This window comes from Isoptericola sp. NPDC056573, from assembly GCF_042793335.1.
In the GTDB taxonomy this organism is placed as follows: domain Bacteria; phylum Actinomycetota; class Actinomycetes; order Actinomycetales; family Cellulomonadaceae; genus Isoptericola.
In genome coordinates, this window is sequence record NZ_JBHTUY010000006.1 from 251,530 (window position 1) to 273,695 (window position 22,166).

A 22,166-nucleotide genomic window follows, 5' to 3' on the forward strand; every position below is an offset into this window, starting at 1 on the left:
ATCCCGGGAGCCGTGTCGCTACTGTGACCGTGCACAGCCACACTGTCGTGAGTCGCCCAGCGCTCCCTGCCTGACGCGGCGGTGCGATGGTCCTTGACGAGGAGGAGTCATGCGCCTGACCACAGGCACCCGGATCGCGGCCCTCGCCGCCGCCACCGCGCTGCTCGCGTCCGCCTGCTCCGGCGGTGGCGACGACGCCGGCACGGACGACGGCGGGTCGGCCGCGGGCCCCGTCGAGCTCACCTTCTGGACGTGGACGCCGAACATGGAGAAGGTCGTCGACCTCTGGAACTCCGAGCACCCCGACATCACGGTCACGGTGAACAAGCAGGACGGCGGCGACCCCGCCGTCACCAAGCTGCTCACCGCGATCAAGGCCGGCTCGGGCGCGCCCGACATCATGCAGGCCGAGTACCAGAAGATCCCGCAGCTGGTGTCCTCGGACGCGCTCGCGGACCTCTCGGGCTCGCTGGGCGACGACGTCGCCGGGCACTTCGCCGACGGCGTGTGGGACGCCGTCACCCTCGGGTCGGACGCCGTCTACGCGGTGCCGCAGGACTCCGGGCCGATGCAGTTCTACTACCGGGCCGACATCTTCGAGAAGCTCGGCATCGACGTCCCCACCACGTGGGACGAGTACGCGGAGGCGGCGCGGGAGGTGCACGAGGCCGACCCGAAGGCGTACCTCGGCACGTTCTCCGCCAACGACGCGGGCTGGTTCGCCGGCATCACGCAGCAGGCCGGCGCGTCCTGGTACGGGATCGACGGCGACGCCTGGTCGGTGGACATCGACTCCGACGCCACGACGAAGGTCGCCGAGTACTGGGGCGGCCTCGTGGAGGAGGGCGTCATCGACAACAGGCCGATGTACACCCCCGAGTGGAACGCCGGCCTCAACGACGGCACCCAGGTGGGCTGGCTGTCGGCGATCTGGGCGCCCGGCGTCCTGTCGGGCAACGCCGCCGACACCGCGGGCAAGTGGGAGATGGCGCCCATGCCGCAGTGGGACGCCGACGCGCCCGCCACCGGCGCGTGGGGCGGCTCGGCCACCGCGGTGACGTCGCAGTCGGAGCACCCGGAGCAGGCCGCCGAGTTCGTCACCTGGCTCAACACCGACCCGGAGGCCGTGCAGGCGCTCGTGGACGAGACCGGCATCTACCCGGCCGACGTCCCCGCGAGCACGGAGGCGCTGAGCGACCCGCCGGAGTTCTTCTCCAACCAGCCCGACTTCTACGAGGTCGCGGCGCAGACCGCGCAGACCGTGCAGCCGTTCACCTACGGGCCGAACATCAACGTCGCCTACTCCGCGTACAACGACGAGTTCGCCAAGGCCACCAAGGCCAAGACGGCGAGCGCGTTCCTCGACGCCGTCGGCGCGATGCAGCAGATCACGCTCGACGACCTGAAGAACCAGGGGTTCAGCGTCAGCGAGTGACGACGCGGGCCGCCCGGGGCGGGGAGATCCCCCCGGGCGGCCCGACCCGCGTCGACCACGATCGCCGTCGAGCACGATCGGCGAAGATCCGAGAGGGAAGCCTGAGATGACCACGACCACCGCCGCGCCGCCGGCCCGCGCGACCGGGCCCAGCACGTCCGGCCGGCGCCGCCTCGCCCCGTGGGGCTTCCTCGCGCCGGCGATCGTGCTGTTCGTCCTCTTCCTGGCGCTGCCGATCGCGTACGCGGTCTACCTGTCCTTCCGCACGGAGAAGGTGAGCGGTCTGGGCCTCGGTTCGGGCTCGCGCACCGAGGTGTGGGCGGGGCTGTCCAACTATGCGGCCGCGCTGGGCGACCCCGAGTTCCTCGCGTCCGTGGGGCGCGTGGCCCTGTACGGGCTGATCGTCGTGCCGACGATGCTCGGCCTGGCGCTGCTGTTCGCGCTGCTCCTCGACTCGCGGCGGGCGCGGACGCGCACGTTCTCGCGGACGGCGATCTTCCTGCCCTACGCGGTGCCGGCCGTGATCTCGTCCCTGCTGTGGGGCTTCCTCTACCTGCCCGGGGTCAGCCCCTTCTACGACCTGTTCGAGCGGTTCGGCTGGGACGTGCCGTCGCTGTTCGAGGGCGACCTCGTGATGTTCGCGGTCGCGAACATCGCCGTCTGGGGCGGCACGGGGTTCAACATGATCGTCATCTACACGGCGCTCAAGGCGGTGCCGTCGGAGCTCTACGAGGCGGCCGAGCTGGACGGCGCGTCGCAGGTGGCGGTGGCCCTGCGGATCAAGATCCCGATCGTCACGCCGTCGATCATCATGACGGCCGTGTTCTCGATGATCGCGACGCTCCAGGTGTTCGCCGAGCCCACCACGCTGCGCCCGCTGAGCAACGCCATCTCGACCACCTGGACCCCGCTGATGAAGGTGTACCGCGACGCGTTCACGCGCGGCGACCTCTACTCGGCCGCCGCGACCTCGGTGGTCATCGCCGCGGCGACGTTCGTGCTCTCGTTCGGCTTCCTGCGCCTCGTGCAGGGCCGCGCCTTCGGCCAGGAGAAGTGACCATGACGACGCTGACCAGCCCGCTGCCCGCCGACGCCCCGGCCGCGCGCTCCGACGTCCGCCGCCCGGCCGCGAAGGGACGCCGCCACTGGCGCGGCGCCGGCGAACGGCCGTCCCCGGTGGCCACGGCCGTGCTCCTCCTGGGGGCCCTGTACTGCCTGCTGCCGGTGGTGTGGGTGGTGATGGCCTCGACCAAGTCCGGCGCCGAGCTGTTCTCGAGCTTCACGTTCGCGCCCTCCACCCACCTGGCCGACAACGTCGCCGACCTCTCGGCCTACCGCGACGGGCTGTTCTGGCGGTGGATGCTCAACACGGCCCTGTACGCCGGTGTCGGCGCGGCGGCGTCCACGCTGGTGTCCGCGATGGCCGGCTACGGCCTGGCGAAGTACACGTTCGCGGGCAAGAACGCGGTGTTCAACGTGCTGCTCGCCGGCGTGCTCGTCCCCGCCATCGTGCTCGCGATCCCGCAGTACCTGCTGCTGGCCGAGCTCGACCTCACCAACACGTACTGGTCGGTGCTGCTGCCCAGCATCATCAGCCCGTACGGCATCTACCTGGCGCGCATCTACGCGGCCGCCGCCGTGCCCGACGAGGTGGTCGAGGCCGCCCGGACCGACGGCGCGAGCGAGACCCGCACCTTCTTCCAGGTGGCCGTGCCGATGCTGGTGCCCGGCCTCGTGACGGTGTTCCTCTTCCAGTTCGTCGCGATCTGGAACAACTTCATGCTGCCGTACATCATGCTCGGCGACGACAAGCTGTTCCCGATCACGGTGGGCCTGTCCGGCCTCCTCAACCAGGGCGCCAGCCAGCCCGCCATGTACACGCTCGTGATCACCGGTGCGCTGCTGTCGATCGTGCCGCTCGTCGCACTGTTCTTCGCGCTCCAGCGGTTCTGGCAGGTGGACCTCGCCGCGGGCGCGGTGAAGTCGTGACGCCTCCTCGCGCCGGTCAGGCCGGGGCCGCTCGGGTCCCTAGACTCGCGGGCGTGGAAGGAACGGGTGGGCACGGGGCCGACGACGGCCGGGCGAAGCGGCCCACGATCCGCGACGTCGCGGCGGTCGCGGGGGTGTCGCGGGGCACCGTCTCGCGGGTCATCAACGGCGGGCACTGGGTGTCCCCCGACGCGCGCACCGCGGTCGAGGAGGCCATCCGCACCACCGGGTACCGCGCGAACCCGCACGCCCGCTCCCTGGTGACGGGGCGCGCCAACTCCGTCGCCTTCCTCCTCACGGAGGAGCAGCACCTGCTGTTCGAGGACCCCAACTTCTCCCTGCTCCTGCGGGGCGCCACGCACGCCGCCGCCGAGCGGGAGATGCCGATGGTGCTGCTCGTCGCGGGCACGGACCAGGAGCGTCGCCGGGTGGCGCAGTACCTCGAGGCCGGGCACGTGGACGGGGTGCTGCTCATCAGCTCCCACCGCGGCAACCCGATGATGAGGGAGCTGCTGCGGCACGAGATCCCCACCGTCGCGTGCGGCGTCCCGCTCGGGTACGAAGGCAAGGTCGGGTACGTCGCCGCCGACGACCGGTCCGGCGGGCGGACGATGACGCAGCACCTGTGGGACACCGGCCGGCGGCGCATCGCCACCATCACCGGCCCCTTGGACACCCCGGGCGGCGTGCTGCGTCTCGAGGGGTACCGCGAGGTGCTGGGCGACGCCTACGACCCGGAGCTGGTCGTGCACGGCGACTACTCTCGCGAGAGCGGCCGCCTCGCGATGGCCGAGCTGCTGGAGCGGCGGCCCGACGTCGACGCCGTGTTCGTGCACTCCGACCTCATGGCCGCCGGCGCCCTGGTCGCCCTGCAGGCCGCCGGCCGCAGCGTGCCCGGCGACGTCGCCGTCGGCGGCTTCGACGACTCCGGCGTCGCTGCGCAGCTCCACCCGCCGCTGACCACGATGCGCCAGCCCTACGAGCGCATCAGCGCCGAGATGGTGCGGCTGCTGCTCGAGGTCGTCGACGGTCAGGAGCCCGCGGCCATCACGCTGCCCACCTCCCTGGTGGTGCGCGAGTCGGCCTGAGCGCCGCGGTCCGTGCCGCTGACGGCGCCGCCGACCGTGTCCGTCGGTGACGGCGGGTGGGAGCGAAGCTCCTGGGAGAGGCGCTCGAGCAGCAGCGCCGGCTCCAGCTCGGCCGGCGGCACCACGCCGTCGGGTACGACGACGCCCACCACGGCGAGCGAGCCCTCGACCACCGTGCCGATCGTCGTGGTCCGGAACGCCAGGTCGTCATCGGCGCGCTCGTGGACCTCCACGCCGAAATAGCCCGGCCCGCCGGCGTCGAACGGCTCGCCGAGGTGATCCTCGTACCACCGGGGACCTGCGGGCGTCCCGACGTACGCGACGGACAGGAGCTCCGTGCCGCGGTACTCCTCCCACGCGGAGCCGGGGTCCAGGAGATAGTCCGCGACCCTCGACGCCTCCTCCTGCAGCCGCCAGACACCATCGGATCCTCGTGCGGTGTCGAAACCGGCGCCCGGGGGAGTGGCGACATAGCTGTACACGTCGACGCCGTCGACCCGCACGCCGGAGATTCCGGACGTCGACTCCGGCGACCACCCACCGGTCAGTGCGAACGGGGCGTGGAACAGCGGGGCGATGCCCGTGGCCCGGACGGGCTCGACGAGCCAGCCCGCCCCCGCGAGGCCCCGGTCCAGCCACCACCGCTCCACCGGGAGCTCGGCCGTGTCGTGCGCGGGGAAGTCGGCGGTGGTGAACACCCAGCGGTCCGCGATCCAGGTCTGCGCCTGCTCGAGCTCGCGCTGCCGCTGGCGGTCCGTCGCCGCGTCGAGCGCCCGGGGGACGGTGACGAGCGCCACCAGGAGGAGCACGAGCACCACCGCCGGCGTGACCTGCGGGTTGGCGAAGACACGCTTCAGCACGGTGCTCATCGACCTCCTCCGGCGGGCTGGGACATGTCCTTGAACGCGCCCCAGAACTGGCGGGCGACGGAGAGCTTCTCGTGGTCGGCGGCGGCGACGTCCGTGCTCTCGGCGCGCCGCATCGCCTCGTCGAGCGGGATGCCGAGGTCGAGGTCGTGGGCGAGGTAGAGGTCGTGGATCGTCGTCGCGTACCGGGTGTACGTCTGGTGGCCGACGTCGCCGACCTCGGCCCGTGCCTCGGCGACCGGGCCGCTCGTGTCGAGGAACTCCAGGCCCTTGGTCGTCGCCGTGGCGGCCAGGGCCTCCGCGCTGCTGCGGCCGAGGGTGCCGAGCCCCAGCGTGTCGCCGGCCAGCGAGATGACCGCCTCGCGGGTCTCGACCTCCTCGTAGGCGGTGGCGAGCGTCTCGGCCTGCATCGCGCCCGTGACCGCACCCACCCCGCTGAGCACCTGCTCCGCGAGGTGGTAGCGCGGCGCGCTGTCGACGTCGTAGGCGCCGGACGTCGCGACCTCGACCATCGCCGCCGCATAGCGCTCGGTGGCCCCCAGCCAGGCCTGCGCGGCCTCGGTGCTGCGCGACGTCGCGGCGACGACGTCGCGCAGGGCGAACGCGTCGAGCTCCGGCTGGAGGACGTCGGCGCGCCGTCCCGTGCCCGCGGCGAGACCGTCGTCCGCGTCGATCCCGGGTGCCGGGGCGGGCTCCGGAGGCCCACCCTCGGATCCGCGGTGGAGCGTCTGGTCCAGGGTCGCGTCGCCCACCGACGGCAGGTACGGCTCGTACGCGCGCGCGACGTCGGCGCCGGCGCGGTCGTCCAGCGTGGGGCCGGCGAGCAGCCCGGACGGCAGGACCGGCGTGGCGTGCGAGACGAGGACGGCGGCCCTCCGCTGGTCGGCCTGATGGTGCGACGTCGTCCCCTCCTCTACCGCGGCGGCGAACGCGCCCGCGACGGCCCGGCCGCCGTCGGGCCAGCCCCCGTCCGGGACCCACCCGAACCAGCGCCGCACGCTGCCGGCGACCTGGGCGTCCTGCGCCGGGGCGAGGCGGTCGAGCGCGAGCCGGGGGTGCCGGGCGTAGCCCGCCAGCACGGCCGCGGCGAGCGGCGCGGTGATCGTGGCGTCGACGAGGGCCTCACCGCCGAGGCCGCCGCGGGTGCCGGTGGCGGCCGCCTGCTCGTCCGCGCGGGCCTGCCACCTCGCGTCGAGCGCGTCGCCGGCGGCGGCGTGCGCCGCCGCGGGGAGCTCGGCGGGCAGGAGCGTCGCGGCGATCCGGGACCGCTCGCCCAGGCCGAGCGGCCAGTCGCCGACGCCGGTGACGACGTTCCGCCCGAACTCGCGCAGCTCCGCGTCCGACGCCGTGCCGGCCCAGGCGGCCGCGCCCTGGGCCAGGGCGGTGCGCAGCTCGGTCGGGACCGGCCGGGTCGGGTCGAGGGAGGTCGGTCCGAGCGCCAGGTAGAGGTCCTGCGGCGTCGTGGTGTCCCAGAAGACGGCCCAGAACGCGGGGTCGTCCGCGTGGCCGGTCAGCACGCGGCGGACGTCGTCCCGCAGCGCGCGGCGTGCGGTGTCGTCGCCGCCCGACGCGGCGCGCGGCAGCAGCGCGACGACCCGCCGCGCGGCGTCCCCGGAGGCCACGAGCCCTGCCGGGTCGGCCCCTGCGGCGGTGACGGCTCGGACCGCACGGACGTCGGCGAGCGCGGCGAGGGCGGAGGCGGCGCGACGCGACCCCTCGGCCTTGGCGTCGCGGGCGGACCGCCAGCGCGCTTCCGCCGCCGCGACGTCCTCGCGCGCCGCGGCGACCTCTCGTTCCGCGACGACGAGCCGCCGGTGCGCCTGCCCCGGGCCGCCGAGCGGCGTCGCCGCTCCCGGCACGCCGACGTCGGGGGCCGCGGGGAGGAGGCCCGCCCCGGCGATGTTCCACGTGGAACGCCGGGCCTCGTCGGCCTCGGACCGCCACCGCGCCTCCCGCCCCAGGGCCTCCGCCCGGTCGGCGAGCGCCCGTCCCGCGGCGGACCGGGCGTCGCCGAGCGTGACCGCGTACCGGTGCAGGGCGCCGGCCGCCGCCTCGAGCAGGCCGCCGCTCGCACGTGCGTCGTCGGCCACGGTGGCGACCCGCCCGCGCGCCCGCTCGACGGCGGTGCTGCGCTGACCGTCGAGCGACGCGTGCACCCGCAGCAGCTGTGCGTGCACGTCCGCGCGCCGTGCCGCGGCGCTTGCCGCGGCGTCGGCGGCGTCGACCAGCGCGGGCGGGCTGCCCGTCAGCGCGCCGAGCTCGCCGTCGAGGGTGCCCTGTCCGCCGCCGCGCTGCCCGCCGTGCCGCACCTCGGGCCTCATGCGTCGTCCACCGTCCCGGCAGCGCCGAGCAGCGCGGCCAGGTCGCGCACGGTCCCGCGCTCCGCACCGGCGAAGACCTCGGCAGCCTCCGAGAGCCCCGCGCCGAGCGACTCGAGTGCGCCGACGAGCGACTCGTGGGCCGACCGCCAGGCCGCGGCGAGGTCCTCCACCGCAGCCGACAGGGCGACGTCGCCGCTCACGCCCGGCGCCGCGGCCGCGGTGAGCGCTCCGGCGCGGGCGCCGGCGAGCGTGGTGGCGCCCGCGCGCAGGTCCGCGCCCACCGCCGCGAGGGTCGTGGTGTCGAGGTCGAGCTGGGTCATCCCGTCCCTGTTCGTCGTGGGTCCGTCGGAGGCTGCGCCGGGGCGCGGGCACGACGCTAACGACGGTGGGACCGGGCGGGTCGAGGTTATCCACAGGGTCGGTCGGGTGGGTGAGTCCCATCAGGTCAGGCCCATCAGGTCAGTCCCACCAGACGCGGAACCACGGCCCGTCGTCCGTGCCGCCGTCGAGCCGTCGCCCCCGCCAGGGCGCGACCTCGTCCGGGGGCGCGTGCATGTCGTCGACACCCAGCGCGGCGAGGGCGCGCACGACGTCGGCCCTCTCGCCGCCGGGCCCGTGCGGTCCCTCGAGGCGCACGCCCCGGCCCGGCCGGAGCAGCACCCCGGTCACGGTGATCCGTTCGTCGCACCGCAGCGGCCCGACGACGTACCCCTGCGCGCGGACGCGGTCGGGGTACCGCACGACGGCCCGCAGCACCGTGCCGAGCGTGGGGCCGAGGTTCTGCCGCTCGGTCGCCAGCTCCGCCTCGTCCAGCCGCTCCAGCAGCCCGGCGGCGGTCCGTTCGTCCAGGGCGGCGAACGGGTAGAAGCCGGGCGTGGTCGAGCCGGCGAGCACGGGCTCCAGCAGGACGTCGAGCCCGTCGTCGAGCAACCAGCCGTGCCGGCCCGGGCAGCCGCCGGCCCGGCCGCCGTGGTGGGGTCCGCCCGCGGCGGCCGCGAGCTCGCGCTCCCGGGTCCACGCGGTGCGCAGGTCGACGAGGTCGGGCGGGACGAACCGGGCGGGACCGGGTGCCGGCGAGGTGGGCGGGGGCGGCGTCGCGACGGGCATGGGTGGCTCCTCGGGTTCGGGGCGTCCGGGGCGGGCGTCCGTGGCCGAGCCTCGCGGGCGGCGGCCGTCGTCGAGGCGCCCGGGCCGCGGCCTGTGGACACGCGGAACCTGGGGGCAGGCTCCCACTCCCGGAGCGCCGCGGCGACGTCGCGCCTGGTCACGACCGATGAGTTCGGGGGTGGCGCGCCGTCTTCCCCCACCACAGGATGAGAACCCCATCAGGCCGACGGAGGCACCCCATGAGCACCCAGCAGACCTTGACCGTGGACGTGCCCGGCGCCGTCCTCACCTACGACGTCCGCCTCCCGGCCGCCCCCGGCGGGCACCCGCCGCTGTTCCTGCTCGGGTCGCCGATGGCGGCGTCGGGCTTCACCCAGCTGCTCGGGCACCTCGACGACCGCGCCGTCGTCACGTACGACCCGCGCGGCACGGAGCGGAGCACGCTCGCCGCCGGCGGCGCGGTGTCGGTCGAGCTCCACGCCGACGACTTCCACCGCGTGGTGGCCGCCGCCCGGCCGGTGATCGGGGACGGCCCCGTCGACGTGTTCGCGTCCAGCGGCGGCGCCGTCAACGTGCTGCCGTGGATCGTGGACCACCCCGACGAGCTGGGCACCGTCGTGGCGCACGAGCCCCCGCTGTGGGCGCTCCTGGAGGACCGCGACGTGCAGCGCCAGGTCACCCGCGACATCGTCGAGACGTACGAGCGGGACGGTTTCGGCCCCGCGATGGCGAAGTTCATCCAGGTCTCCATGCAGGACGCGCCGCTCACCGAGGACTACCTGACGCAGCCCGCGCCCGACCCGGCCGCGTTCGGCCTGCCCACCGAGGACGACGGCTCCCGGGACGACCTGCTGCTGAACGGGAACATGAAGGCCCTGCCCTGGTTCGAGCCCGACCTCGACGCGCTGCGCCGCACCACCGTGCGGCTGGTGCCCGCCGTCGGCGAGAAGGTGCCGGGCTCGATGCCCCGCCGCGGGGGAGAGGCGCTGGCCGCGGCGCTCGGCCTCGACACCGTCGTCTTCCCCGGCGACCACGGCGGCTTCGCGTCCAACGAGTGGTCCCCGGGCAACGACCCGGCGGCGTTCGCGGCCCGGCTGCGGGAGGTGCTCGCCGGCTGACGGCGGGCTGCCCTCAGATCCGCACCCCGGCGTCCCGGCCGATCCGTTCCAGCCCGGCGATGCCCGCGGGGGCGTACTCGAGGTACCGCTCGACGGCGGCGCGCACCTCGGGCCGCGCGGTCTCCTCGGGCGGGACACGGGCGGGGTTGAGCAGCACGGAGTGCGCCCAGGCGGCGAGGTCCGGGTCGGCCATGAACGTCGCGGCGGCCCGCGCGCCGCGGCCCTGCATGGCCGCCCAGTCGGCGGGCGTGCTCCAGTAGGGCGTCGGCGGGCAGAGGGCGTTCTTCTCGGCGTCGGGCCGGTCGTGGCGGGTGCCCTCCACGTAGCCGACCAGGGCGGCGCAGAACGGCGGGAACCCCGCCCGCACCGACTGGAGCGTGATCCGCTCGTCCCAGATCGGCAGCCCCGGGCGCACGTGCAGGCCGTACGACGCACAGTGCACGACGACGGCGCCGTGCGGGAGCGCGACCTCGCCGTCGTCGAGCACCAGCCGTCCGGGCTCGACCCGGCGCAGGTGCCCGTCGCGGACGACGCGGGTCACCGACCGCAACAGCTCGAGCTCCCACCGGCCGAGCGTCGGCGTGCGGGCCATGGTCGGCACGACCGCCGGGTCGATGCGCGTCATGACGCCCGCGTCCTCGAGGCGCAGGAAGAGATCGTCCGCCGACGAGGCGTCGTAGGCCGAGGCCATCAGCGTCCCCGCCATGCCCAGGAAGACCGCCGGGTCCGGCTGGACGACGGCACGGTCGAGCATCCACGGGTCCCGCGGCCGCACCCACAGGATCGCGTCCGGGTCCACCCCGCGCCCGAGCAACCACACCACGGCGTCGGTGGCCGTCTTCCCCGACCCGACGACGACGTAGGCGGCGGCCTCCCCGACGTCGGGCAGCGCGCCCGCGGGGACGACGTCGGCGCCGTCGTCCACGTCGAACGGCGGCGGGCCCACGGCGGGGATGGACGGGGCGAGGTAGCGGGCGTCGACCACCCGCCGGCGGACGCGGGGCTCGACGACGTCCCCCGAGGCGAGGTCGACGAGCAGGCCGTCGCGGTACTCGTGCCCGCCGAGCAGCTCCACGCGTCCGGTCGGCAGGAGCCGGTCGGCGAGCACCCGGGCGAAGTACGCGCAGATCTCGGGGCCGGTGGCGCGCTCGTGCATCCCCTGCTCCGGGCCCGACTCCTGGACGCGCCCGGAGCCGAGGCGGGTCGACGCGACCCCGTAGAACTGCGACGCCTGGTGCAGGCGGACGAACGGGTACGCGTCCAGCCAGTGCCCGCCCGGCGCGGCACGCCGGTCGACGAGCGTCGCGTGCGCGGTCGGGTCGTGGTCGACGAGCGCGTCGACGAACGCCATCCCGGCCGCCCCGGCGCCGACGACCAGGTAGTCGGTGTCGACCGAGCGGGTCATGTCTCCAGTGACCCACCGGCCTCACGGGTCGGTCAACGGGCGCCGGGGGTGATTGAGCGTGCCCCGGGCGACACCGGCGGCGGTCAGTCGTCGTCGCGCTCCTGGACGACCTTCCCGTCCTGGGTGCCGACGCGGTAGTCGGTCTCGACGCCGTCCACCAGCACCGTGACCGACCAGTGGTACCGGCCGTCGTCCTCGTCGAGCTCGGCGTCGTCGAGGTCGCCCCCGGACGTCGCCACGGTCCGCTCGATCGCCTGGGTCAGGGAGAACGTCGCGTCGGCCAGCGCGCGGCGGTCGTCGGCGTCGAGGTCGTCCTCCTGCGTGCGGACCACCTCGGTCCCGTCGGCGCTGACCTCCACCTCGATGCTGATGGTGCCGGTCGCGACGTCGACCTCCCACGTGTTGTCGCGGTCCGGGTCGTCGATGGCGAACGCGGTGCCGCCCGCCTTCTTCTCCGCGGTGGCGATCGCCAGCAGGCCGGCGGCCGTGCGGTGCTCCGGCTCCGCGGACGCGCTCGGCGACGTGTCCTCTGCCGCGCCGCCGTCGTCCGGCGTGGTGTCGTCGGTCGTGGTGTCGTCGGTCGCGCCGGCGGACGTCGTGGCGTCCCCGGCGGGCGCGCCGTCGTCACCGGAGCCGTCGGCGCAGGCGGTGAGGGTGAGGCCGAGCGTCAGGGCGAGCGCGGCGGGGACGGCGAGACGGCGTGCGGTGCGGTTGCTCATGACGACGATCCTCCGGGCGGTCGGTGGCCCCCGCATGAGATGCGGAGGAGAAGACCCTCATCTGCCGCCTTGCGGTTGACGCTGCGTCAACCCCTACCGTCGGTGTCATGACCCGTTCCATCCAGGACGTCGCCCGGCTCGCCGGCGTCAGCAGCCGCACGCTGCGGCACTACGACCAGATCGGTCTGCTGCCGCCGTCGGGCACCGGTTCCGGCGGGCTGCGCCGGTACGACGACGCGGCGGTCCGCCGTCTGCAGCGCATCCTGCTGCTGCGCGACCTGGGGCTGCCGCTGAGCGACGTCGGCAGGGTGCTCGACGAGCAGGCGGACGAGGCCGGCGCGCTGCGCCGCCACCTCGGCCAGCTCCGTGCCGAGCAGGACCGGCTGACGCGGCAGATCGCGTCGGTGGAACGGACCGTGACCGCGATCGAGAAGGGAGAACAGCTCATGGCCGAGGACATGCTCGACGGCTTCGACCACACGCAGTACCAGGAGGAGGTGACCGAGCGCTGGGGCGCCGACGCGTACGCGAGGAGCGACGCGTGGTGGCGCGGCCTGGGTCCCGCCGGACAGAAGGAGTGGCAGGCGCGGACGACGGAGCTCGGCGACGCCTGGGGCGACGCCGCCCGCCGCGGCGTCGCCCCGACGTCCGACGAGGCGCAGGCCCTCGCCGCCCGGCACGCGGCCTGGCTCGGCGGCATCCCCGGCACGCCGGGCTCCGAGCGGGGTCGGCCCACGAAGGAGTACGTCGTCGGCCTGGCCGAGATGTACGTGGCCGACCCCCGGTTCGCGAAGAACTACGGCGGCACCGAGGGCGCGACGTTCGTGCGCGACGCCCTCGTCGCGTACGCGGAGCGCGAGCTCTGACCTGCCCCGGACGTTGTCAGGGTGCGCGCCATACCCGCGCGCACCCTGACGACCCGGCGGGTGGGAGGATGCCCGGGTGAGCGACGACTGGGCGGCGCAGCGCACGGAGGCGGCCCGCGTGCAGGCGGATCGGCTGCGCGCGCGGCAGGACGCCGAGCACACGGAGGCGGAGGCGCTGCTGCGCGACTTCGTCCGGGCCGCGGCGGCCGCCGGGCTGGAGCCCGAGCCGCTGCAGGTCAAGGGCTACGGCGGACGCGGGACGGCGCGCACGTCGCTGCGCGGCTGGTACCTGCGGCACGACCGCACGGCGGCCGTCACGGCCGACGGCGCGTTCTACGTGCTCACCGCCCCGCTGACGCTGGTCGACCGGGTGCGCGGGGCGCGCGTCGAGCCGCAGCGCCCGCCGATGATCCTCGGCGCGGGCGGCAAGGACGGCAGCTCGATCGAGCTCGTCGACGCGCTGGAGCGGGTGCTGCCCGGCTGGCGGGACGCCGCGACGTAGCGATTCGTCGTCGTCCTGTGCCGGGACGGCGACCGAGCGCTACGTCAGCGCCTCGCCGACCGGCCCGGCGACCTCCGGCAGGGCCAGGTAGCCCGCCCACGCGCCGTCGTCGAGGCGGTACGCCGCGGCGTGGAACCCTGGCGCCCGGTTCGTCACGCGCGGGGCCTCGATCGTCGCGGACCCGGGCCCCCGACCTGTCGGCAGCGGGAAGACGTCGGGCGTGAGGTCGTGCAGCGCGAGCAGGTCGCGCGGGTCGCGCGGACTCACCCAGCGCCCCACCTGCGCGGGGAACACCAGCGGCGCGCGCGACTCCAGCGCCTCCCGGACCGCCCGGATGCCGAGCGGCGAGCCGGGCGTGAGCAGCAGCGGCACCTCCGGACCCGAGGCCCGCGCGGCGAGCACCGAGTACGCCACCACGCTGCCGAGGGAGTGCGCGATGACGACGGCGGGCTCGTCGCCGGCCGTCGCGTCGGCCAAGGCGTCGGCGAGGCCCGCGTCGATGGCCCGCCGGACGGCGTCGTCGTGCAGATAGGCGTACACGTCGCGCGTGAGCGTGAGCAGGACGGCGGCGCTGACGCCTGGCACGACGCGGTCCACGAGCGCCAGCGCCGCGACGACGGCCTCGACCAGCGCGTCCCCGAGCGCGCCCTCCACGACGGCGGGCGGCGCGGCCCCGGGGCCGTGGCCGGCGCCGGCCAGGACCTCGCGTGCGACGTCGAGCAGGAACCGCAGCTCGCCGTCCGGCAGCCTTCCCACGAGCCAGGGGAGGGCCGCCGGGTCCGCGGCCAGCGCGTGCACCGTCACGGGCGGCGGCGTGCGGCCGTCGACCAGCCGCTCCAGGGTGTCGCCGTAGTAGACGAACGACGCGTCGTCGTCCGTGGGCCGCAGCGGCGACCCCGCCGCGGCGAGCCCCGCGCCGAGCGCGCAGAGCCACTGCCTCTCCAGCGCCTCCGGGTCGCGTCCGTCGAGGTCACGGCCGTGGACGAGCACCAGTCGGGTCACGCGGGCGACGGTACCGACCCGCGTCGGCCGGCCCTCGCGGACGCGCCGCGCGCGGGGCGGCGGGCGTGGGACGCTGGGCCCATGGGGAACACGGAGGACGTCGCAGCCCTGGTCGCCGAGGTCGAGCAGCAGGAGCGCGAGCTCGTGCTCTCCCGGTTCACGCACGACGACGCGTGGCAGCTCGGTTGCCTGCTGGTCGAGCTCGCCACCGAGCGTGGCCTGGCCGTGACGGTCGACGTCCGCAAGGGGCCCCAGCAGGTGTTCCACGCGGCGCGCGAGGGCACGACGCCGGACAACGACTCGTGGGTGCAGCGCAAGGTGCGCGTCGTGGAGCGGTTCGGCGCGTCGTCGTACCTCACCGGCCTGCGCGCGCGGGCGAAGGGCGAGGACTTCAACGCCAAGCACCAGCTGCCGCTGCAGGAGTACGCGGCGCACGGCGGCGCGTTCCCCGTGCGGGTCGAGGGCGTGGGGATCGTCGGCGTCGTCACCGTGTCCGGGCTGGCGCAGGCCGACGACCACGCGCTGGTCGTCGAGGCGCTGCGCGTGCAGGCCGCCGGCGGCGCCTGACCGGCGCGACGCCCGCCGTCTACGGTGGCCCCGTGCCCGCGCTGCTCCTGACGAACGCCCGCCTCGCCGGCCGGCCCGGCCGGCCCGTCGACGTCCTGCTCGACGACGGCCGGGTCGCCGCGGTGACGCCCGCGGGCTCCCCGGCCCCGGTGCCCGTCTCGACCCTCCCCGAGCGGGTCGACGTCGACGGCCGCACGGTGGTGCCCGGCCTGTGGGATGCGCACACGCACCTCACGCAGTGGGCGATGGTGCGCCAGCGCCTCGACGTGTCCGCGGCGACGAGCGCCGCGCACGCCGCCGCCCTGGTGCGCGACCGGCTGGACCTGGCCGCGCCGCCCACCGGCGGCACGCCGCTCGTCGGCTACGGCTTCCGGTGGGCCACGTGGCCGGACGACCCGACCGCCGCGGTGCTCGACGCCGTCGCCGGGGACGTGCCGGTCGTCCTCCTGTCCGGCGACCTGCACAGCGCCTGGGCGTCGACGGCGGGCCTGCGCTTCCTCGGCATCGCGGAGCACCCCACCGGGCTGCTGCGGGAGGAGGAGTGGATGCCCGCCAGCCCGCGCATCGTCACGGTGGACGACGCCGTGGCGGACGCCCTGGTGGTGGACGCGGCCCGCGCCGCGGCCGCCCGCGGCGTCGTCGGCGTCGTCGACTTCGAGGTGGCGGACAACCTCACCGCGTGGCGACGCCGGGTGGCCGGCGGCTGGGACGGCCTGCGCGTGCGCGCGGGGGTGTGGGAGCAGCACCTGGGCGCCGTGCTCGACGCCGGGCTGCGGCACGGGGACCCGCTCGGCCATCCGCAGGGGTCCGACCTGGTGACGCAGGGCCCGCTCAAGGTGATCAGCGACGGGTCGCTCAACACGCTCACGGCATTCTGCTTCGAGGAGTACGCGGGCGTCGCCGGGCCGGACGCGCACGGCATCCTCAACATCGCGACCGACCAGCTCGCGCCCCTCATGGCCCGCGCGCACGCCGCGGGACTGCGGTGCGCGATCCACGCCATCGGCGACCGCGCGAACTCGCTCGCCCTCGACGCGTTCGAGGCCTCCGGGGCGCGGGGATCCGTGGAGCACGCCCAGCTGCTGCGCGCCGACGACGTGGCGCGGTTCGCGGCGCTGGGCGTCACCGCGAGCGTGCAGCCCGAGCACGCGATGGACGACCGCGACGTCGCCGAGGAGCTGTGGCCGGGCCGCACCGCCCGCGCGTTCCCGCTGGCGGAGCTGCGCGCCGCCGGGGTGCCGCTGGCCCTCGGGTCGGACGCCCCCGTCGCGCCCCTCGACCCGTGGACGGCGCTCGCCGCCGCCGTCACCCGCTCCCGCGACGGCCGCGCGCCCTGGCACCCCGAGCAGCGGATCGACGTGCGCGCCGCGCTCGAGGCGTCCGTCGACGGCCGCCCGCTCGACCTCGCCGTCGGCAGCCCCGCCGACCTCGCCGTGCTCGACGTCGACCCGCTCGCGCTGCCCGCGGCCCGCGGCTCCCTGGCGCACGACGACCCCGTGGCGCTCGCCGACGCGCTGCGCGGCACCGCCGTCGCCGGCACGCTCGTTGCGGGCCGGTGGACGCACCACGCCCTCTGACGCCCACCAGCGCGTCCTTCGAGCACGGGATCCGTACCGCCGTCGGCGCCCGTAGCGGTACGGATCCCGTGCTCGACGGTGGCGGTCAGGCGCGGAGCTCGGCGATCTCCGCGAGGAGGGCGTCGCGCTGCTCGGCGTCGTCGACGTGCTTCGTCACCACGCGCTCCAGCCGGTCCCAGTCCTCGCGGGCGAGGGCGGAGAACAGCTGCTGGGCCTGGCCGGTGGACAGGTCGAGGTCGGCGAGCCGGGCGAGCAGGCCGGGGGCGGGCTCGGGCTCCGGGTCGGCCTGCTCCTGCGCGGTCTTCCACCCGACGAACGCGCCGGGCCGGTTGGTGATCATGCCCTCGACACCGAGGTCGGTGAACCGGGTCCAGTCGGCGGCGGAGTCGACCGTCCACACGAAGACGCCGACGCCGGCGGCGTTGAGGTCCTCGACGACGGACGGCCGCGTGGCCAGCGCCGAGCCGGACGGGTTGTAGTACGTGGCGTGCAGGCGCTCCGCCGTGGCGACCGGGTCCGCGTCGAGGGCGCCGCGCAGCAGGCCGAGCGGGATCTGCGGGGCGCGGTCGTACGCGTACTCCAGGGCCTTCTCGTCGAACGACTGCAGCACCACGCGGTCCTCCAGCCCGGCCTCGAGGATCATGTCGACCGTCCGGTCCACCTCCGCGCGGGTCTCCGGCCCCTTGATCTCGAGCAGCAGGTCGGAGCTGCCGGTGTCCATGAGGTCGAGCACCTGCGCGAACGTGGGGACCTTCTCCCCGGTGAACGCGGGGCTGAACCACGATCCCGCGTCGAGGGAGCCGAGGTACGGCGACCGCAGGAACGCGACGTCGCCCGTCCCGTCCGTGGTGCGGTCGACGGTCTGGTCGTGCAGGACGACCGGCGCGCCGTCCGCGGTGGTGTGCACGTCGATCTCGACGTACTCGGCGCCGGTCTTCATCGCCGCGGCGTACGCGGCGAGCGTGTTCTCCGGCGTGACCGACGAGTAGCCGCGGTGCGCCGCGGTGACGGGAAGGTCGCCTGGCTCGTTCACGACGGGCTTCGGCTCGAGCTCCGTGACGACGACGTCGTCGATGCTCACGCGCGCGCCGTCGGCGGAGAAGCCGAGCACGCCGTCGTCGGTGCGGCCGATGCGCCCCTCCAGCACCTCCTGGCCGTCGAAGACCCAGGTGGCGTGGTTGCCCTGCACCTCGATCGCGATCGGCACGTCCTTGCCGACGCCGGCGTCCGACGGCGCGGCCGCCGTGGACGGCACGTTCCAGGCGTTGCCCGACGTGCGCTCGGCCAGCTCGAGGCCGTTGCTCGCCGTCGTGGTGGAGCGCATGGCGGCCTGCCACCACGGCACGCCGCCGGCGGGGTCGATGTCGAGGATCGGCGCGAGCCAGCGGGCCGCGTTGTTCACGGCGTCGAAGCGCACCGTGGCCTCGAGCCGGTAGTTCTCCAGGTGCGGGCCGAAGGTGACGCGCCCGATCGTCGACGGCTCGCCCACGAGGCGGCCGTCCTGCACGGCCCACGCGCCCGCCCCGACCCGCCAGCCGTCGGGCAGCGCGCCGTCCGCGACGTCGTCGAAGTCCTGGGCGTAGACGACGTCGCCGGGCTCGGCGGCGAGCGGCGCGGCGGTCGCGACGGGCGGTGCGACGAGGGTCGCGCCGAACGAGGCGACGGACACCCCCGCGGCGACGGCGAACGCGAGCGTGGCGGGGACGGTGCGCGTCCCGGGCGGGGCGAGCAGGGTGCGGCGGCGTGCGGTCATGGTGGACCCTCCTGGCGTCGTCGGACGGATATGGCGGGCACGCTAGGCAGCGCGGATGTCCGGACCGGGGCCGACGGGGTGACCCGCCGGTGACGGTCGGACGAACTTCGGGTGGGGTGCGAGACTGCCGGGATGACCGACCGGGAGGACGCCGAGGGCCGTCTGCGGGCGCGCCTCGCGGAGGTGGAGGAGCGCCTCGCGGCGCAGCGGCGCGCCGTCGACGGGATCGTCGAGTCGGCGCGCGACTCCAACGCCGACGACGAGCACGACCCCGAGGGCGCCACGCTCGCGTGGGAGCGGCAGCAGGCGGCGGCGCTCGCGGCCGAGGCGGAGCGCGAGCGCGACCAGCTCCTCGCCGCGCTCGACCGCGTCGCCGCCGGGACGTACGGCGTCTGCGAGGTGTGCGGCCGGCCCATCCCCGCCGCGCGGCTGGAGGCGCGGCCCGCCGCCACGCGCTGCGTCGAGCACGCGCGCTGAGGGGGGCCCGGGCGTCGGAGGGCGCGCGACCTGGCAGCATGACGGCGTGCGCGTGGAACCCCTGACCCCGGACGGCGTGGTGGATCACGTCGTGGCGCGCGTCCTGGGTCGCGGGGCGGGCGACGTCCCGGTGCGCGTGCTCGTCGACGGGCACCCGTCCACGCGTCCGGAGGCGCTCACGGACGCGCTGGTCGAGCCGCTGCGCGCGGCGGGCCGCCCGGTCGCACGGGTGCGGGTCCGGGACTTCCTGCGCGCCCGGTCGCTGCGGCTCGAGCGCGGCCGCCGGGACGCCGACGCGCTCCTGGACGAGTGGATCGACGTCGACGGGCTCAACCGGGAGGTGCTGGGCGCGGTCGTGACGCGGGGCCGCTGGCTGCCGAGCCTGCGCGACCCGGACACCGGCCGCTCGACCCGCGCGGGGTACGAGGACGCGCCGCCGGGCACCGTCGTCGTGCTGGACGGGTCGCTCGCGCTGGGCCGGGGGCTCGACGTCGACCTGGCCGTCCACCTGGCGCTGCGGCCCGCGACGGAGACGCGGAACACGCCGCTCGACGACGCGTGGACCCTCGCGGCGTACGGGCGCTACCGCCGAGAGGCGCAGCCCGAGCGCCGCGCCGATGTCGTCGTGCGGGTGGACCACCCCGACCGGCCTGCGCTGGTGCTCCCGGGTTGACCCGCCGGGCCGGCGGTCAGCCCGTGCAGAGGCAGAACGGGTGGCCGGCGGGGTCGGCGAAGACGCGGAAGGTGTCCTCACCGCCGGGCAGCCGCTGCGCGCCGACGGCGAGGGCCGCGGCCTCCGCCTCGTCCAGCGTCTGCGGGCCGATCTGGAGGTCGAGGTGCAGCTGCTGCGGGTACGCCGGGTCGGGCCAGCGCGGGGCGGCGTAGCCCTCCACCTGCTGGAACAGCAGCGCCCTCTCCCCGCCGAGCATCGCCATCCCCTCGGCGTCGTAGACCACCGGGTCGCCGAGGACGCCGGACCAGAACGCGGCGGCGGCCGAGGCGTCCGGCACGTCGAAGGTGAGGCCCATGATCGTCAGACCGTCGTTGTCGGGCGCGTGGCACAGGTCGAACGGGTGCCCGGCAGGGTCGGCGAGCGTCGTCCACTCCGGGTTCTCGCGCAGCACCGTGGCGCCGAGGCCGACGGCGCGCTGCACGGCGGCCGCGACGTCCGGCACGCGCAGGTCGAGGTGCAGCTGCTGCGGGTGCTCCTGCCCGGGCCACTGCGGCGGCACCAGGTCGGGGGCGGGCTGGAAGGCGAGCGACCAGCCGTCGGGGGTGTTCAGCGTGATCCAGTCCTCGCCGTACCCCTGCTGCTCGACCTCCGCGCCGGTCAGCCGTTGCCAGAAGTCCGCCGCGACCTGCGGTTCGGGGACGTCGAACACCACCGCGTCCAGGGCTGCGACCCGCGTCGTCGTCTCGTCGCTCATGGGACCCAGCGTGCCGCGGTCCTCCGACACCCGCAGCGCGCCGGGCTGTACAGCGCCGCCGGGCGGGGCGATCATGCTGCTCACCGCCGTCGGACGCCCTGGGGGCCGCATGATCGTCGCACCGTTCGGACGCTTCACCGAGGGCCGCGTGCCCGACCCCGGCATCGCTCGGCTGTTCACGCGGGAGAACCGGTGGCAGGCGCGGCTCGACGTCGAGGCGGCGCTCGCGCTCGCGGAGGCCGACGCCGGGCTCATCCCGGCGGAGTCGGCCCGCGCCATCGCGCTCACGGCGCGCATCGAGAAGCTCGACGTGCGGCGGGTGCTCGCCGCGACCGCCGAGGCGAGCCACCCGCTGGTGCCGCTCATCGAGGAGTTCGCGCGCGCCGTCGGCTCCAAGCACGGCGGCTGGGTGCACTGGGGCGCGACGACGCAGAACATCACCCAGACGGCGGACGTGCTGGTGCTGCGCGACGCGCACCGGGCGGTGCTGCGCCAGCTGGGCCGCGTGCTGCGGTCGGCGGGCCGCCTCGCGGAGTCGTCCGCGGCGCTGCCGATGGCGGGCCGCACGCACAGCCAGCACGCGGTGCCGGTGACGTTCGGCTTCAAGGTGGCGGTGTGGATCGACCAGCTCGCCGCGCACGCCGACCGGCTGGAGCGGCTCGACGAGCGGCTGTTCTGCGTGCTCATGGGCGGCGCCGCGGGCACGTTCGCGTCGTTCGGCGGCTCGGGCCGGGCGATCGAGGCGGGGGTGGCGCGGCGGCTCGGGCTGCACCCGATGCGCGTGCCGTCCCGGTCGGTCAACGACGGCATCGTGGAGCTCGTGCTGGTGCTGGCGCAGCTCGCGGGCACGATCGGGAAGATCGGCCGGGACGTCTACACGCTGATGCAGCCGGAGTTCGCGGAGGCGTTCGAGCCGGTGCCGGAGGGCACGGTCGGCAGCTCGACCATGCCGCACAAGCGCAACCCCCAGCTCGCCCTCGACATGCAGACGATGTCGGCGGAGCTGCGCGCCCTCGCCGGCCCGGCGCTGGAGTCGATGCTGCACGACCAGGAGGCGAACGGCGCCATGACGGCCCTGCTCGAGGACGTCTCGGCGTCCGCCGCGGTGCTGGCGGGCGACATGCTCGCGCGGCTCGAGGTGGTGATGGACGGCCTGGAGCTCGATCCGGGCCGGATGCGGGCGAACATCCGCCTGTCCGAGGGCATGATCGGCTCGGAGTCCCTCATGCTCGCCCTCGGCGAGAAGATCGGGCGGCAGAAGGCGCACGATGTCGTGTTCACCGTCGCGCAGGCGGCCGCGTCGGACGGGCGCCCGTTCCTCGAGCTGCTGCACGGCGACCCCGTGGTCAGCGAGGCCTTCGACGACGACGAGCTGCGGACCCTCCTCGACCCGGCGGGCTACCTCGGCCTGAGCACCGAGATCGCGCGGGAGCTCGCCGCGTGCGCGGACGAGACCGCGGACCGGCTCGAGGCGCTGCCCGCCCGGATCCCCGTCTCGGTCGGGAGCCAGCGGCCCGGGGAGGGGTGAACCCGGGCGCCGGACGCCGTCCGCGGGGCGTCGGCGGCCGGCCGGTGTCATCGTGGGCAGATGGAACGTGCGCAGAGGGAGCATGGCCAGGCGGGTGCGTCCCGCGGCCGGACGGCACGCCGCGTGACGGCGGCGGCGCTCGCCCTCGCCGCGCTCGCGGTGCTGGGCGCGTGCGCCGCGGGGCCGAACCCGGCCGTCGACACCTCGACGATCAGCGGCGTCGGGCCCTACGGGTTCTGGTGGGGCCTGTGGCAGGGCATGATCCTGCCGATCACGTTCATCGTCTCCCTGTTCACCGACTCCGTGTCGGTGTACGAGGTGCACAACACCGGCAACTGGTACGACGTCGGGTACGTGCTCGGCATCTCGCTGGTCTTCGGCGGCCCGCTCGGCGCCCGCCGGGCCCGCCACTGACGTCG

22 protein-coding genes are annotated in these 22,166 nt (G+C 75.5%); 13 read left to right on the forward strand and 9 right to left on the reverse strand.

The features are described 5' to 3' along the window. Nucleotides 1-109: 109 nt before the first annotated feature. From ACFQ8E_RS13085 to ACFQ8E_RS13100, 4 genes are all read left to right on the forward strand, one after another. Nucleotides 110-1,435: an ABC transporter substrate-binding protein gene (locus tag ACFQ8E_RS13085; RefSeq protein ID WP_430550996.1), complete on the forward strand. Its 1,326-nt coding sequence runs from the start codon at nucleotides 110-112 to the stop codon at nucleotides 1,433-1,435. 106 nt (nucleotides 1,436-1,541) lie between these two features. After that, nucleotides 1,542-2,492 (forward strand): carbohydrate ABC transporter permease, encoded by a 951-nt coding sequence (locus ACFQ8E_RS13090; protein ID WP_430550997.1) that lies wholly within the window; start codon nucleotides 1,542-1,544, stop codon nucleotides 2,490-2,492. Nucleotides 2,493-2,494: 2 nt separating this feature from the next. Then, nucleotides 2,495-3,424, forward strand: a complete 930-nt coding sequence (locus ACFQ8E_RS13095; RefSeq protein WP_430550998.1) for a carbohydrate ABC transporter permease — start codon at nucleotides 2,495-2,497, stop codon at nucleotides 3,422-3,424. Nucleotides 3,425-3,477: 53 nt separating this feature from the next. Next, entirely contained in the window at nucleotides 3,478-4,512 is a 1,035-nt protein-coding gene (locus tag ACFQ8E_RS13100) for a LacI family DNA-binding transcriptional regulator (protein WP_430550999.1), read from the forward strand. On the opposite strand, the gene ACFQ8E_RS13105 is transcribed toward ACFQ8E_RS13100, so the two are convergent. From ACFQ8E_RS13105 to ACFQ8E_RS13120, 4 genes are all read right to left on the reverse strand, one after another. Continuing rightward, entirely contained in the window at nucleotides 4,455-5,381 is a 927-nt protein-coding gene (locus ACFQ8E_RS13105; protein ID WP_430551000.1) for a hypothetical protein, read from the reverse strand. The genes ACFQ8E_RS13100 and ACFQ8E_RS13105 overlap by 58 nt on opposite strands. Continuing rightward, a complete protein-coding gene (locus tag ACFQ8E_RS13110; protein WP_430551001.1) occupies nucleotides 5,378-7,699 on the reverse strand; it encodes a hypothetical protein in 2,322 nt (773 codons plus the stop codon). The genes ACFQ8E_RS13105 and ACFQ8E_RS13110 overlap by 4 nt, the downstream gene beginning before the upstream one ends. Further along, entirely contained in the window at nucleotides 7,696-8,019 is a 324-nt protein-coding gene (locus ACFQ8E_RS13115) for a hypothetical protein (protein WP_430551002.1), read from the reverse strand. Before ACFQ8E_RS13115 ends, ACFQ8E_RS13110 begins: the two co-directional genes overlap by 4 nt. Before the next feature lie 139 nt (nucleotides 8,020-8,158). Beyond that, nucleotides 8,159-8,806 carry a hypothetical protein gene (locus ACFQ8E_RS13120; protein WP_430551003.1) on the reverse strand — a complete coding sequence of 216 codons (648 nt, stop codon included), beginning with the start codon at nucleotides 8,804-8,806 and terminating at the stop codon, nucleotides 8,159-8,161. 239 nt (nucleotides 8,807-9,045) lie between these two features. On the opposite strand from ACFQ8E_RS13120, the gene ACFQ8E_RS13125 reads away from it, so the two are divergent. Continuing rightward, nucleotides 9,046-9,924: an alpha/beta fold hydrolase gene (locus ACFQ8E_RS13125; protein WP_430551004.1), complete on the forward strand. Its 879-nt coding sequence runs from the start codon at nucleotides 9,046-9,048 to the stop codon at nucleotides 9,922-9,924. A 13-nt stretch (nucleotides 9,925-9,937) separates the two neighbouring features. On the opposite strand, the gene ACFQ8E_RS13130 is transcribed toward ACFQ8E_RS13125, so the two are convergent. Both ACFQ8E_RS13130 and ACFQ8E_RS13135 read right to left on the reverse strand, forming a co-directional pair. After that, entirely contained in the window at nucleotides 9,938-11,329 is a 1,392-nt protein-coding gene (locus ACFQ8E_RS13130; protein ID WP_430551005.1) for a pyridine nucleotide-disulfide oxidoreductase, read from the reverse strand. Nucleotides 11,330-11,412: 83 nt separating this feature from the next. Then, nucleotides 11,413-12,048, reverse strand: a complete 636-nt coding sequence (locus tag ACFQ8E_RS13135) for a hypothetical protein (protein ID WP_430551006.1) — start codon at nucleotides 12,046-12,048, stop codon at nucleotides 11,413-11,415. Between the two features lie 107 nt (nucleotides 12,049-12,155). Between ACFQ8E_RS13135 and ACFQ8E_RS13140 the strand changes: the two genes are divergently transcribed. Both ACFQ8E_RS13140 and ACFQ8E_RS13145 read left to right on the forward strand, forming a co-directional pair. After that, nucleotides 12,156-12,914: a TipAS antibiotic-recognition domain-containing protein gene (locus tag ACFQ8E_RS13140; RefSeq protein ID WP_430551007.1), complete on the forward strand. Its 759-nt coding sequence runs from the start codon at nucleotides 12,156-12,158 to the stop codon at nucleotides 12,912-12,914. A gap of 76 nt (nucleotides 12,915-12,990) precedes the next feature. Then, complete coding sequence (locus ACFQ8E_RS13145; RefSeq protein ID WP_430551008.1) at nucleotides 12,991-13,416, forward strand: hypothetical protein; 426 nt, start codon at nucleotides 12,991-12,993, stop codon at nucleotides 13,414-13,416. 39 nt (nucleotides 13,417-13,455) lie between these two features. Here ACFQ8E_RS13145 and ACFQ8E_RS13150 read toward each other — a convergent pair whose 3' ends face one another. Continuing rightward, nucleotides 13,456-14,418 (reverse strand): hypothetical protein, encoded by a 963-nt coding sequence (locus ACFQ8E_RS13150; protein ID WP_430551009.1) that lies wholly within the window; start codon nucleotides 14,416-14,418, stop codon nucleotides 13,456-13,458. A gap of 81 nt (nucleotides 14,419-14,499) precedes the next feature. On the opposite strand from ACFQ8E_RS13150, the gene ACFQ8E_RS13155 reads away from it, so the two are divergent. Beyond that, complete coding sequence (locus ACFQ8E_RS13155) at nucleotides 14,500-14,985, forward strand: heme-degrading domain-containing protein (protein ID WP_430551010.1); 486 nt, start codon at nucleotides 14,500-14,502, stop codon at nucleotides 14,983-14,985. Nucleotides 14,986-15,017: 32 nt separating this feature from the next. Next, nucleotides 15,018-16,562, forward strand: coding sequence for an amidohydrolase (locus ACFQ8E_RS13160; protein WP_430551011.1), 1,545 nt, complete (start codon nucleotides 15,018-15,020; stop codon nucleotides 16,560-16,562). An 85-nt stretch (nucleotides 16,563-16,647) separates the two neighbouring features. Here ACFQ8E_RS13160 and ACFQ8E_RS13165 read toward each other — a convergent pair whose 3' ends face one another. After that, a complete protein-coding gene (locus ACFQ8E_RS13165; protein ID WP_430551012.1) occupies nucleotides 16,648-18,315 on the reverse strand; it encodes a glycerophosphodiester phosphodiesterase in 1,668 nt (555 codons plus the stop codon). Between the two features lie 132 nt (nucleotides 18,316-18,447). Between ACFQ8E_RS13165 and ACFQ8E_RS13170 the strand changes: the two genes are divergently transcribed. Both ACFQ8E_RS13170 and ACFQ8E_RS13175 read left to right on the forward strand, forming a co-directional pair. After that, nucleotides 18,448-18,792 (forward strand): TraR/DksA family transcriptional regulator, encoded by a 345-nt coding sequence (locus tag ACFQ8E_RS13170; protein ID WP_430551013.1) that lies wholly within the window; start codon nucleotides 18,448-18,450, stop codon nucleotides 18,790-18,792. 46 nt (nucleotides 18,793-18,838) lie between these two features. Beyond that, nucleotides 18,839-19,465 (forward strand): uridine kinase, encoded by a 627-nt coding sequence (locus ACFQ8E_RS13175; protein WP_430551014.1) that lies wholly within the window; start codon nucleotides 18,839-18,841, stop codon nucleotides 19,463-19,465. 16 nt (nucleotides 19,466-19,481) lie between these two features. Here the strand turns inward: ACFQ8E_RS13175 and ACFQ8E_RS13180 are convergent, their stop codons facing one another. After that, a complete protein-coding gene (locus ACFQ8E_RS13180) occupies nucleotides 19,482-20,219 on the reverse strand; it encodes a VOC family protein (protein ID WP_430551015.1) in 738 nt (245 codons plus the stop codon). A gap of 109 nt (nucleotides 20,220-20,328) precedes the next feature. Between ACFQ8E_RS13180 and ACFQ8E_RS13185 the strand changes: the two genes are divergently transcribed. Together ACFQ8E_RS13185 and ACFQ8E_RS13190 are read left to right on the forward strand one after the other, a co-directional pair. Further along, the gene (locus ACFQ8E_RS13185) at nucleotides 20,329-21,747 is read left to right on the forward strand and encodes an adenylosuccinate lyase family protein (RefSeq protein WP_430551016.1); all 1,419 of its coding nucleotides are present in this window, start codon (nucleotides 20,329-20,331) and stop codon (nucleotides 21,745-21,747) included. 60 nt (nucleotides 21,748-21,807) lie between these two features. Beyond that, on the forward strand, nucleotides 21,808-22,161 hold the full coding sequence (locus tag ACFQ8E_RS13190) for a hypothetical protein (protein ID WP_430551017.1): 354 nt from the start codon (nucleotides 21,808-21,810) through the stop codon (nucleotides 22,159-22,161). The last annotated feature ends 5 nt before the right edge of the window (nucleotides 22,162-22,166 follow it).